We start from the raw sequence: 13,513 nt of genomic DNA on the forward strand, positions 1-13,513 counted from the left end.
CATAAAGCCATCGACCAACTGCACAAATATTAGCGTTTAGAGAACTGGAAGCTTCTTCTTGCTTTCGCTTTACCTGGTTTCTTACGTTCAACGCCTCTTGGATCACGTTTCAGCAGACCAGCTGCTTTCAGTGCAGGACGGAATTCAATGTTCACTTCACACAGTGCACGGGCAATACCCAGCTTAATCGCTTCTGCCTGACCTTTGATACCTCCACCTTGTGCATTGATTTTCACATCAAACTTATCAGTTGCATCGATAGTTTTGAAAGGCAGCTCCACCTGATTTTGCAGGTAGATCAAAGAAAAGTAGTTTTTATAATCTTTGTCGTTTACAGTAATGTTACCGGTACCTTTGTTGATATAAACACGGGCAACAGCTTCCTTACGACGACCTATTGTATTTTTTTGCTTTTCCATGTATCAGAGAAAAATTAGAAAGTTAATGGTTGTGGTTTCTGTGCAGCATGAGGATGTTCAGCACCTGCGTATACAAATAATTTTTTGTACATCGCGCGACCCAGGCGGTTCTTAGGCAGCATGCCTTTGATAGCCTTTTCGATCAATACTTCCGGACGACGACGGATCAGATCCTTAGCCAATTCGATTCTCTGACCACCAGGAAAACCAGTGTAGTGCATGTATTCTTTCTCCTGCATTTTGTTACCGGACAAAGAGATTTTTTCTGCATTGATTACGATGATATAATCACCACAATCAGTATGAGGCGTATAGTAAGGTTTGTTTTTACCTCTTAAAATAGCTGCCATCTTAGCACATACTCTTCCAAGAGTCAGGTTAGTAGCATCTACTATATGCCAGTCACGCTTTACGTAAGCGTCGTTAGCCGATTTAGTTTTAAAACTTAATGTGTTCATTGTTGTATACGATAAGATTACGTCTTGTAAACAATTCCTCGATTATGAGGAGTGCAAAGGTACATTCCTCTCTTTTAATAACCATACATTTTAACCACTTTTTTACAACACTCATTTGCAACTATTTGATTTTCAATAAAAAATTTGCATAAAAGTTATTAACACCAGATAAACATACGCCTGGGCCAGCTTATTTTATCGCCCTTAAGCAGCCTGTTCCAGACAAAAAAAGCGGGCTGTCACCTCCCGGTAACAGCCCGCTCCTATAAAGCACTTATCTATTATTATTTACCATAACCCGGATTCTGCTCCAGGTTCTTGTTCACGCTGGTTTCGCGCTGCGGAATCGGGAATACCAATACATTGGCATTAAAGACCACCCCGCCATAAGTAGGACTACCTACCCGCTTCAGGTCATGTATAGCCAGCCCTTCTCCGAAGAACTCAAACACGCGTTCTTTTAAGATATCATTTACGGTAGGTGCCGGTATCGCAGCAGCGCCGGTACGGCCTCTTACTTCTGCCAGATCATCCGCCGGACTTCCCCCTACTGCAGAACCCAACCGCAGGTTACATTCTGCACGGGTGAGGAACAGTTCGGACAAGCGGATCAGCGGAATATTCTGACCATAGGCAGTATACTTACCGCAGGCCAGGTTGCCTGGTTTAGCGCCTGCTCCTACATAAATCAGCTCATTGCCCCTGGTGTCGTTCGGGTCAAAGGTGGCTTTAAAGGCAGGTGAAACGTTAAAGTCCGCACGACCTAAACCACCAGCCAGGTTGGCATAAAAAGTAGCCAGACCATCATTGGCATTACCGGCGTTGTTCTGGTCATTCTGCTGGAGCTCCCAGATACTTTCACTGGTATTAGGCGTACGGAACACCGATACTACGCTGGGGTTCAGACTGAATCCACCATCGTTGATCACTTCATTGGCCCGGGCCAGTGCATTGGCATAATCGCCCTGCTGCAGGTATACCCTGGACAATAATGCAATAGCTGTGTACTTGGTAGCACGGTTCTGATTTTCCGCCAGCATTAAGCTGCCGGCCTCTTTCAGATCCTGTATAATAGACGCATATACTTCCTTCACAGTCTTTCTCGCCGGTTGCTGCCGGGCGATTTCATCATTGGAAGAGGCTTTTGTAATAAGTGGTATGCCCAGCTGTCCGTTAGCACCGCCAACACCGCCAGTCCACTGCTGCCCGAATAAACGCACCAGTTCAAAGTTCATGGTTGCCCGCAGGAAAAGTGCTTCTCCCCGGAATGCTTTTTTCTGGGTATCATCGGTTACCACATCCAGTGACTCCAACACAGTATTGGCAATGTTGATAGCACGGTAAGCCTGTATCCAGGTACGGCTGATATCACTGTTGGTAATAGAGATGTTTTTATTCGCTACTTCCCGTGGTGTATCAAAAGTACCGATCCAGCCCAGGTATTTTGCACTGGAGGCTTTATCGGTAGCATATAATTCCGGGAACATGACGAGGGTAGCACCATACAGACCAGGTCCGCCCAGCACCGCATAGGCGCCTACCAGCAGCTGATCAACATCTGACGCTGTTTTAATAGCGGAAGAGGCTTCAATATTTTGTCTGGGTTCGATATCCAGTTTGTTGTTACACGCACTCCCCGTCACCAGCAGGGCCATCATTGTAGCACTAAAATATGTTTTGATTTTCATGACGATTGCTTTTTGAAGAGAAGATTAGAATCCAACGTTAATACCGAAAGTGAGGGTTTTAGCCTGTGGAGGCGTATAGAAATCATGTCCCAGCTGAATCGCTCCCAGATAAGAGGTATTTACTTCCGGATCGTATCCTGTATAATTGGTAATCGTAAACAGGTTATTGGCTGCTGCATAAACACGGGCGCTTTGCAGCTTGATGGAAGACAGCCATTTTTTAGGCACATTGTAACCGAATGTAATAGACTTCACCCGGAAGAAAGAACCTTTTTCAACCCAACGGGAAGATTTTTTGAGACCATTGTCTACTCCTAATCTAGCCTGTGGCACGTTGGTGATATCACCGGGCTTCTGCCAGCGGTTCATCTGATCTACTGTCTGATTATCGAAGTAGTTGGCATTGTTAGCCTGGAAGGTACCGGCCTGGTTGTAGATATCATTACCGGATACAAACTGCGTTTGTACATCCAGGTAGAAATTTTTGTAGGAGAAGTTGTTACCGAAACCACCATAGAATTTAGGATTCGGATCACCAATCTTCATGTCTGCAGCAGCATTCCAGTCATTGGTAGTAGTACCATCTGCTTTAAAGTATAAAGCATCTCCGTTGTTCGGATCAACGCCAGCATACTTTCTGCCATAAAAATAACCAAATGGCTCACCGGCTATTACACGACCAAGTGTACGGGAGGCTGGTTCCAGGCTGGTATTGTCCATATCCAGCACTTTGTTCCTATTGATGGTAAAAGTAAAATTGGTACTCCATTTAAACTCACCGGTCAGGTTTTTGGAGTTCAGGCCAATTTCAATCCCCTTATTCTCCATAGAACCCAGGTTCTGACGAATGGCCGTATATCCGCCTGTTGCAGGAATATTTACATCCAGCAACATATCTACTGTTTTACGACGATACACATCCACACTACCAGACAAGCGATCATTGAAGAATCCGAAATCTACCCCGAGGTTCACCTCACGCATCTTTTCCCAGGACAGATTATCCGGCGCCAGACGGGAAGGCACTAAACCAATTTTGTCTGCATAGTTCAAGGTACCGTACAATTTACGGGAGTCAAAATTGCCGATGTTATCATTACCGGTAAGACCGTAACCCGCTCTTACTTTCAGGAAACTGATCACTTTGGAATTTCTCAGGAAAGCTTCTTCACTGGCTACCCAGCCCAACTGGGCGCCGGGAAATATACCATACCGTTTAGCGTGGTTATAGTAACCGAATTTGGAGGAAGCATTTACGTTGAGGTTCGCCTGCAGTAAATAGCGGTTCAGGAATTTATAGTTTACACGGGAAATGTAGGACACGTGTGAATAACTGGATTCAAAAGAACTACCGCCCACAATTTTAGCGGCGTTCTGTATTTTTCTGAATTGATCGTTCGGAAAGTTCTCTCCCGTTACATTGTTATTCCGCTCAATATTATCATCATACATGATACCCAGCAATACGCCCAGGTCATGTTTTTCATTCCAGTTTTTAGTATAGTTCAGGGTATTGGTAAATACCTGGCTTACACTTTTTGCGGAGGAATTAAAAGCAGTTCCATTTTTACCACCACCGTTCTGTGTTCTTTTACCAGCATATTGCTCTTCTTCCAGATTCAGGTAGTTGAAACCATAATCTGTTTTAAAGGTCAGGTTAGGCAAGATGTCGAAGCTCAGGTACACATTACCTACGCCCATAAACTGGCTCATGGTATTGGCGCCATCAGTCAGGTTAATCAGGTTATTATAATACAGGGTAGCACTGTTGTAGCGGCCCAGATTATCATATAAAGGATGCAGCGGTGGCATGGCATTCAGCTGAACCGGGTTATCGAATGCGTTATCGCTTGGCAGCCTGTTACCTGATAATTTGATCACATTCAGGTTGGTTCCGATAACCGCTCTGGAGCTGATATTGTGCTCCACATTCAAACGGCCACCTACCCTGTCCTGGTCATTTCCTACGATAATACCTTTCTGTTTGTTGATAACACCACTGAAATAATACCGGGTTTTAGCATCGCCACCATTTACAGACAGGGTTACTTCTTTAAAGTTGCCCCGTTGGAAAGCCGCGTCGTTCCAGTCAGTATCATAATTTTTATTCCAGTCATCGGTAGCCGTATTGCCGGCAAATTCTTCCGCAATATCAGCTCCGCTGTTTTTAGCCGCTTCTGTGAACAGTTCACGGTATTGGGCTGCATTCAGGAATTTACGCAGGTGCGTAGGTTTGCTGGTACCACCAGATACGTTCAGGGTTACGGCTGTTTTACCGGCTTTACCCTTTTTGGTGGTGATGAGGATAACCCCGTTGGCGCCTCTCGCACCGTAGATCGCTGCAGAAGAGGCGTCTTTCAATACGTTGATGGATTCTATTTCGTTAGGGTCTATCGTAGAGAGCGGGTTGATAGGCTCTGAATCGGCAGTACCCAGATCCGCAATAATGATAGGTACCCCATCTACTACATAGAGTGGGCGCTGGCTGGTATTTACAGAAGAAGTACCACGGATTTTAACATCCGCAGCTTGTCCCAGTTTACCACTACCAGCAGTGATATATACCCCGGTTACCCTTCCCTGCAAAGCAGTTTCCATGGTGGGTAACGGCTGGTTTTCAAATTCTTTGGCGGATACCTTGGCTACGGCACCGGTGACATCTTTTTTCACCTGTGTACCGAAACCCAGTACCACTACCTCAGATAATTCTTTTTTATCTGAAGCCAGTTTTACGTTAAACTCAGACTGACCGTTCAGGATCACTTCCTGATCGGCATATCCGATAAAAGAAAAAATGATTGATTTGGCCTGTCCGGGCAAGCTCAGTTTAAAATTTCCGTCGGTCAGTGTTACAGTTCCGGTATTAAAACCTTTGGCTTTTACGGTTACTCCCGGTAAAGGGGATCCGTCTTTCGCATCGGTCACCTTACCGGTAATTTGTTTTGATTGGGCAAAAGAAAACATGCATAATAGCAGCAGCATGGTTGTCAACGAATAGAATCGCAACATGGCTATGGGATTTTAGATTTTGATAAGTGAACTTAAGTGAACATGATATTATCAAAGAGCGGCTCAGTAGACTGGGACCGGAGATTTTAGTTGAAACCAGTTTTATCAGAAATGTACTACACGAGTTTAATTTGGCTGATTTTCTACTTAAAAGTTGGTTGAACTTTTCATTCCGACTGAGAATCGCTTAATATGTAAACATTTGCAAAAACATGTTAAATATATAATAATATTTTTTTAAACCCCTAAAAAAATGTTAAAATTTCACTGCGCTATTTTGTTAAAAATTAATAATCAATCGCTTATAAAATGAAAAAAGGATCACCTGGATAATCCCAAGTGATCCTTGACATATATTATATTAATATTTTAATTATTGCGATTCCGGGCGCCCATATATATGAGGATATACTGAAACAGGGTAGCCAGTGAGGCTACTGCTGCCACTACATATGTCATAGCAGCCCACCATAAAGCATTTTTGGCCTTATCATGTTCCTGTGGCCGCATAACCCGGGCATTATCCAACCAGGCCAACGCCCTGCGGGAGGCGTCGAACTCTACCGGCAGGGTAATAACGGCAAACAAGGTAGTTACCGCAAACAGGATGATACCACCCAGCAACAGCTGCGGGAATACGTTAATCAGGAGAATTCCTCCCAGCAGTACCCATTGTACCAGGTTAGCACTCACCTGTACGGCCGGCACCAACCGGGATCTTAATCCCAGCCAGGGATAGGCTACCTTATGCTGTACCGCATGCCCGCATTCGTGGGCAGCTACCGCGGCAGCAGCTACATTGGCGCCATTATATACATCGGGACTCAGGTTGACGGTTTTATTGGCCGGATTATAGTGGTCAGACAGAAATCCGTCGGCCATCAGTACCTGCACATCCCGGATCTGGTTATCCAGCAGCATTTTTTCTGCAATCTGCTTACCAGTCAGTCCGGATGAGGTGGGTATTTCGCTATAAGCCCGAAACTTACTTTTTAAAATATAGCTTACCAGCATGCTGATCCCCACAAAAAACAGCGACAAAAACATAATTCCAGGAGTCATACTTCAGATATTTTAGGAGAAAAAAGGCACAAATTTCTATCCAACCCTGACGTTTTAAGTTTTATTTAGCACTTCTCTGCCAACCCTTCCTTTTAAGAAAGAACAAGAAATTTAACACTGACATTGTGTCATTATTTAAGAAAAAAGAACCTCAAAAAGCGTCTATTTGTCACCAACCCGCCCTGCTCTTATTATTGGTTTTTTATATGCAAAATTCCTCAACATCAGGCCTATTTATCAACATTTTACGGGGTGCCATTGAAAGTAATATTAGACAAAAACAGGCGCTGAAACAAGCGATGGCAGCCACTTTGTTACATTAGGAAAATAGCTCAAAAGTTATTCACATCAATTAAATAAACTTTTTTATTCTGAAGCCATTTTGTAATTTAGACCTGAATTTAATGGGTTAGTAAGTAGAAAGAGTCAGCGGAATCCTCCGTTTGGCTCTTTTCTCTTTTCAGGCATTTCTACCCTGCATTTTTATCCCCCTCTTTTAACATTTCCACCCCATAATTATTAAAACCATTTACTTTGTACTGATCCTCTTTTAAAAATTATGAGTAAAATAAAAACCGCTTTTTTCTGTCAGAATTGTGGATATGAATCTGCTAAATGGAATGGAAAATGTCCGAGCTGTGGTGAATGGAATACATTCGTTGAAGAAAGAGTCCAAAAAGATGTGCCGCTGAAACACCAGGAGTGGAAAACCAATGAACCTACTGCTGCACGTACACAAAAAATAATCAACCTCTCCGCTGTCACTACCCAGGAAGAAGAACGCCTCCTCACCCACGATCACGAATTAAACCGCGTGCTCGGAGGTGGTATAGTGGCGGGTTCGCTGGTACTTGTTGGTGGAGAACCCGGCATAGGCAAATCTACGTTGTTTCTTCAAAATGCGCTTCAGCTGAAACATATCAAAACACTTTACATCAGCGGTGAAGAAAGCGAACAACAAATAAAAATGCGGGCAGACCGCATTCAGAATACCAATGAACAGTTTTATCTCCTGACAGAAACATCTACCCAAACCATCTTTCAGGAAATAAGAAAACTACAGCCACAGTTGGTCATTGTAGATTCTATTCAAACCCTGCACTCTCCTTTTATTGAATCGGCGCCCGGCAGCGTATCACAAATCAGGGAAACCACAGCAGAGCTGCAGCGGTTTGCCAAAGAAAGTAATATACCCGTATTCCTGATCGGTCATATTACCAAAGATGGCTCCATCGCCGGCCCGAAAGTACTGGAACATATGGTGGATACGGTACTGCAGTTCGAAGGTGATCAGCATTACACCTATCGTATTCTGCGCACCATCAAAAACCGGTTTGGCTCTACCGCCGAACTGGGTATCTATGAGATGACCGGAACAGGCCTCAGACAAGTAACCAATCCCTCTGAAATTCTTATCTCCCAACGGGAAGATCTGCTCAGCGGCGTAGCCATTTCTGCTACCATGGAAGGACTACGTCCACTACTGGTGGAAGTACAGGCACTGGTTACCCAATCGGTATATGGCACCCCACAACGTACTGCTACCGGCTTTGATCTGCGTCGCCTGCAACTGCTGCTGGCTGTACTGGAAAAAAGAGGTGGCTTCCACTTTGGTGTAAAAGACGTTTTTCTCAACATCGCCGGCGGTATAAGGGTGGAAGATCCCGCCATTGACCTGGCTGTACTATGCGCTTTACTTTCTTCCTACGAAGACAATCCCATCGCCTTCAAAATTTGTTTTGCCGGGGAAGTGGGCCTCAGCGGAGAAATACGTGCGGTAAACAGAATCGAACAAAGAATAGCTGAAGCAGAAAAACTGGGTTTCGAAAAAATATTCATCTCCCGTTATAATAAAAAGGGCATCGATTTCAGTAAATTTAATATTGAAGTAATTGCTGTAGGAAGAGTGGAAGAAGTTTACCAGCAATTATTCTGATAAGGTATCCATCTCTTTATTTTAAAACCTGTTTGTATGTTATCCGGTTTGTTATCCCCACTGGTGCATCTTTTTTTTCCGCATTGCTGTGAAGTATGCGGCAACGATCTGCCGGCCGGTCATGAAATACTGTGTTTCCGTTGCCGGCAGGCATTACCCCTCACCCGCTTTCATCTATACGCCGGTAATCCCGTGGAAAATATTTTTACCGGCCGGGTACCCATACAACAGGCAACTGCCACTTACTACTACAGTCAGTCATCGGCCCTGCAGCAACTGATTCACCGCTTTAAATACAAACAAAGAAAAGACATCGCCACCTACCTGGGCAGGCAAACCGGCTACCTCTTGCAGGAATCTCCCTGGATGACTACCATCGATGCCATCGTACCAGTACCACTTTTTCCTGCAAGAGAAAAAAAACGTGGTTACAACCAGGCAGCCCTGCTGGCCGATGGTATTGCACAGATCACCGGCACTCCCGTATATACCCGCGCACTCCTGCGACAACAATATACCGATACACAAACCCGGAAAGGACGAACCGGCAGATGGGCAAATGTAGCTACCGTATTCCGGGCCGGTAATATGCCGTTACAAGGGAAGCACCTCCTGCTCACTGATGATGTCATCACTACCGGTGCCACAACAGAAGCCTGCAGCCACGCACTCATTGCTGCCGGCGCACGGGTCAGTATCTGTTGCCTGGCTTTTGCCTACCACTAATACCGGAACGCCCCTGTTGTATTATCTTTTTTTAAACAACCAAGGCGGCGTCTGAAAAAATTACACATTTCTCATCCCGGATAATTAACTTTACGAAGCAGTCACATACGATATTCCAGATCGCTTTCTCTAAAAAAACACATATGTTCAAACTAGCAATTTTATCACTGGTTATGTTCTTTTCTTCCTCTCATATTTACGACTTCAAAGTAGACGCAGTTGACGGCGGAAAAATTGATTTTGCTAAATACAAAGGAAAAAAAATCCTTATCGTCAATACAGCTTCCCTTTGTGGCAATACCCCACAGTATGAAGGGCTTGAAAAACTGTATAAAAAGTATCACGATAAACTGGTCATCATCGGTTTCCCGGCTAATAACTTCGGCTCTCAGGAACCCGGTAGCAATGCAGAAATCAAAGCTTTCTGCTCCAAACAATACGCCGTTACTTTTCCGATGGCGGCCAAAGTATCTGTGAAAGGCGCGGATATACACCCGCTGTATAAATGGTTATTGGATGAAAGCAAGGCTAAACACCTCGAACCGGCTGCAGTAACCTGGAATTTCCAGAAATACCTGCTGGATGAAAAAGGCAACCTGGTAGCTGTATTTTCTCCAAAAACACAACCGGAAGCAAAAGAAGTCACAGAAGCCATCGAAAAATAATTGCACTTTCCCCAGTAACCTTTCCCTCACCAACTTAGTGTAGTTCATCATCTATTTACCCCATACAGTTACTAACGTGTATTCCTACACGTTAGTAACCGTTTATTTATTCTATATAAAGCGAGATATTGTCATGAAATTTATTTACACCGCAACACCAGCCTATATACTGTTCATCGCCTCTTTTTTCTGTAGTTCCTGCCAGCAGGAAACTACGCCTCCCTATATGGATTGCCCACAGGCAGTCATCAGCGTCACTGTACAAGGCAGCACACAACCCCTGCACCTGGCTTCCGCCACTATTTTCCGGTCAGAAACAGATACCGGCGGCACCAAGTACCTCGGCATAGAGGCGCTCTCCGACAGCCTGAGAGTAGCACTGAATATAGTAGATGCACCTTACGACGAAGCAAACCTGGTAAATGACAGCCTGCATCTCAAAACCTATCAGTTTACCACTGCTTCCAGCCATAACAACGCCACCGTAGTTGCCAGTATTCGCAATGGCAACGGATATGATCTGCTGTCTACCGATACCGCCAGTATTACCATTACACAGGTGAATGTGAAACGCAAAACCATTTCCGGATACTTCTATTTTGCAGCCGGTGGCCGCACGATTACCGGCAGCGGCAAGTTCCAGAATGCCTGTTACCTGTCATTACCTTAAAAACCATTATTCCCCTTTTCATTATCTTGCGCCCATGTTATTTTCCAGTATCATAGGACAAACCGGCGTGAAACAACAATTGATACAGTCTGTACAACAGAACCGTCTCAGTCATGCCATGATATTACTGGCGCCGGAAGGCGCCGGCGGCCTGCCATTGGGCCTGGCTTTTACCCAATACCTGGTTTGCGAAAACAAACAAGAAAACGATGCATGCGGTAAATGTTCCGCCTGTATGAAAGCCAGCCAGTTCGTACATCCGGATATTCATTTTTCGTTTCCGGTTATACCACGCAAAACAGGTGATAAGCCCATTAGTACCGACTACCTCACAGAGTGGCGGGAATTTGTGATCACACATCCCTATGGCAACGCCTATGACTGGTTACAGTTTATAGGTGCGGAAAATAAACAGGGGAATATTACTGCCAACGAATGCCAGGACATTATCCGTAAACTAAATCTTAAAAGTTTTGAGAGCGGGTATAAAATTCTGCTGATGTGGATGCCGGAATACCTCGGCAATGAAGGTAACCGGCTGCTGAAACTGATAGAAGAGCCGCCACACAACACACTCTTCATTCTGGTAGCAGAAAACCAGGAACAGATTCTGGCCACCATTCTATCCAGAACCCATCTCATTAAAATAAATCCTTTAGACAAAGAAGACATGATAGCGGCCCTGATATCCAGGGCCAATGTGCCGCCGGCCAAAGCCCGGCAGGTAGCCACCATTACTGCCGGCAATTACCGGGAGGCCACCTTTCTGCTCCAAAACTCCGACGATGACTACCATGAGCTGCTACGCTCCTGGCTGAACCACCTGTTTACCGGCAATCGTGTGGGATTACAGGAATGGATCGAAGGCATTTCCAGCGCCAAAACCGGAAGGGAAAACCAAAAGCAGTTCCTGCGTTACTTTATTAACCTGCTGGAACACACCCTCCGCCTGCAGTACCTGGACAGAAGCCAGCTGGCTTTCTCCGATGAAGAGATCGACTTTGCCGGCAAACTCGCCAAGCTGGCCAATCTCGACCAGATTCAGCAGATTGTGGAAGAGCTGAATAATGCCAGTTATTACATAGAACGCAATGCCAACGGCAAAATGCTGTTTCATGCACTGTCAATCAAGTTACAACATATATTTAAAAAGAAACCTCTACCAGCCTTATAACGGGCGGGAACGCTGCCGGGGCTTATCAGCTCCTTTTCCTTATCTTTGTTGCTTCCTGTCTTTTTGTTTTTCTGTAGGGAAAAACGTATTTTGAAGGACTGGAATGACCTGAAATGCTTATTTATAAAATTTAAACTAATTAATAATATGGCTTGTGCCGGATGTGGTACGGGTGTGGAAGGAAAGCCGTCAGGATGCAAGAGTAATGGAGGATGCAGTACAGGAGGTTGTAACCGACTTAACGTATTTGATTGGCTGTCCAATATTCCCCTTGGCGATAGCTTAGCACCATTTGACATTATAGAAGTAAGTTTTAACAATGGCAGTCGTAAAGACTTTTTCCGGAACGTTACCAAACAACTCTTTGATAAAGGAGAAATGGTAACCGTAGAAGGAGTAAGCGGCTTCGACGTTGGTACAGTAAGCCTCACCGGCGAACTGGTAAAACTACAAATGAAAAAAAGGCGCGCTGAAGACACCCCCGAAGTAAAAAAAGTATTACGTCGCTCCACCCATGACGACCTGCAAAGGATGAGCGACAACAAATCCCGGGAAAAAGAAGCCCTGATAAAATCCAGGGCACTCGCCCGCAACCTGGGCCTCGAAATGAAACTCGCTGAAGTAGAAATCCAGGCAGATGGCCGTAAAGCCACCTTTTTCTATACAGCTGATGACCGGGTCGATTTCCGTGAACTGATTAAAGTATATGCCTCCGAATTCCGTGCTAAAGTGGAAATGCGCCAGATAGGCGCCCGCCAGGAAGCCGGCAAAGTAGGTGGTATCGGTAGCTGCGGCAGGGAATTATGCTGCTCTACCTGGCTGTCTGATTTCAAAAGCGTGAATACCACCGCTGCCCGTTATCAGAACCTGTCTATTAACCAGGCTAAATTATCCGGACAATGCGGCCGCCTGAAATGCTGCCTCAACTACGAACTGGATACTTACCTGGATGCGCTGAAAGAATTTCCGGAAGATGCAGACAGCATTGAAACTGCTGCCGGCGTGGCTACCCTCCAGAAAAGGGATATCTTCAAATGCCTCATGTGGTACTCCTACGAAGGCAGCAACAAACAATACCCACTCACGATCACCAGAGCCAAAGAAATACGCCTGCTGAACCGTCAGGGTGTTAAACCGGAAGATCTGAAACCAGTGGAAGTAGTGACTGCCAAACCGAAAGAAGCAGATCTCGGCTTCGCGGATGTAGTAGGGTTGATCAGCCTGAAATCCCTGGAAAAAACAGTGCAGAAACGCAAACAGAAAGATAAAGACAAACACAAACAGCAGAAAAACGCCGATCAGAAACAAGGCCAGGGCGCTAAAAACGAATCCGCCAGACCTGAACAGCGTACTGCCCAGAAACCGGACAACCGCCCCACTCAGGATCGGAAGCCCAAACACGAAAACCGTCCGCAGCAGCAAAAGCAAGGTGGTGGCGGCCAGCAACCGAAGCAGGGACGTGAACAACAACCCCGCCAGGAACAAGGCGGCAACAAACCACAACCATCTGCACAACAACAACAAGGACAGGGACAACCCGGTGGACAAAAGCCCAAACAGGACCGTCGTCCTCCAAGGCATAAACCCAGACCCGGCAATCCGAATAATCCGCAGAACAACAATAACAACAACAATAAATAATTCAAATAAAAAAGACAACCGGACCGGTTGTCTTTTTTATTTACAGCAAAGCCATAATTACGCAT

General features: G+C 45.2%; 11 protein-coding genes. 6 read left to right on the top strand and 5 right to left on the bottom strand.

Features of this window, described 5'->3' with window-relative positions; genetic code table 11:
• Positions 1 to 29: 29 nt before the first annotated feature.
• The 5 genes from rpsI to OL444_RS02425 form a co-directional block, all read right to left on the bottom strand.
• Positions 30 to 419, bottom strand: coding sequence for a 30S ribosomal protein S9 (gene rpsI, locus OL444_RS02405; protein WP_264734840.1), 390 nt, complete (start codon positions 417 to 419; stop codon positions 30 to 32).
• A gap of 14 nt (positions 420 to 433) precedes the next feature.
• Positions 434 to 877, bottom strand: coding sequence for a 50S ribosomal protein L13 (rplM, locus tag OL444_RS02410; RefSeq protein WP_264734839.1), 444 nt, complete (start codon positions 875 to 877; stop codon positions 434 to 436).
• Positions 878 to 1,161: 284 nt separating this feature from the next.
• Entirely contained in the window at positions 1,162 to 2,565 is a 1,404-nt protein-coding gene (locus OL444_RS02415) for a RagB/SusD family nutrient uptake outer membrane protein (RefSeq protein ID WP_264734838.1), read from the bottom strand.
• 24 nt (positions 2,566 to 2,589) lie between these two features.
• Positions 2,590 to 5,574 (bottom strand): SusC/RagA family TonB-linked outer membrane protein, encoded by a 2,985-nt coding sequence (locus OL444_RS02420; RefSeq protein WP_264734837.1) that lies wholly within the window; start codon positions 5,572 to 5,574, stop codon positions 2,590 to 2,592.
• 369 nt (positions 5,575 to 5,943) lie between these two features.
• Positions 5,944 to 6,636: a zinc metallopeptidase gene (locus OL444_RS02425; protein WP_264734836.1), complete on the bottom strand. Its 693-nt coding sequence runs from the start codon at positions 6,634 to 6,636 to the stop codon at positions 5,944 to 5,946.
• Between the two features lie 559 nt (positions 6,637 to 7,195).
• Here OL444_RS02425 and radA point away from each other — a divergent pair.
• From radA to OL444_RS02455, 6 genes are all read left to right on the top strand, one after another.
• A complete protein-coding gene (gene radA, locus OL444_RS02430) occupies positions 7,196 to 8,572 on the top strand; it encodes a DNA repair protein RadA (protein WP_264734835.1) in 1,377 nt (458 codons plus the stop codon).
• 36 nt (positions 8,573 to 8,608) lie between these two features.
• Positions 8,609 to 9,298, top strand: coding sequence for a ComF family protein (locus tag OL444_RS02435; protein ID WP_264734834.1), 690 nt, complete (start codon positions 8,609 to 8,611; stop codon positions 9,296 to 9,298).
• A gap of 143 nt (positions 9,299 to 9,441) precedes the next feature.
• A complete protein-coding gene (locus OL444_RS02440; protein WP_264734833.1) occupies positions 9,442 to 9,963 on the top strand; it encodes a glutathione peroxidase in 522 nt (173 codons plus the stop codon).
• Positions 9,964 to 10,096: 133 nt separating this feature from the next.
• On the top strand, positions 10,097 to 10,633 hold the full coding sequence (locus OL444_RS02445; RefSeq protein WP_264734832.1) for a hypothetical protein: 537 nt from the start codon (positions 10,097 to 10,099) through the stop codon (positions 10,631 to 10,633).
• A gap of 34 nt (positions 10,634 to 10,667) precedes the next feature.
• Entirely contained in the window at positions 10,668 to 11,807 is a 1,140-nt protein-coding gene (locus tag OL444_RS02450; protein WP_264734831.1) for a DNA polymerase III subunit, read from the top strand.
• A gap of 147 nt (positions 11,808 to 11,954) precedes the next feature.
• Positions 11,955 to 13,448 (top strand): PSP1 domain-containing protein, encoded by a 1,494-nt coding sequence (locus OL444_RS02455; RefSeq protein ID WP_264734830.1) that lies wholly within the window; start codon positions 11,955 to 11,957, stop codon positions 13,446 to 13,448.
• Positions 13,449 to 13,513: the final 65 nt, after the last annotated feature.

This window comes from Chitinophaga nivalis (assembly GCF_025989125.1).
In the GTDB taxonomy this organism is placed as follows: Bacteria; Bacteroidota; Bacteroidia; order Chitinophagales; family Chitinophagaceae; genus Chitinophaga; species Chitinophaga nivalis.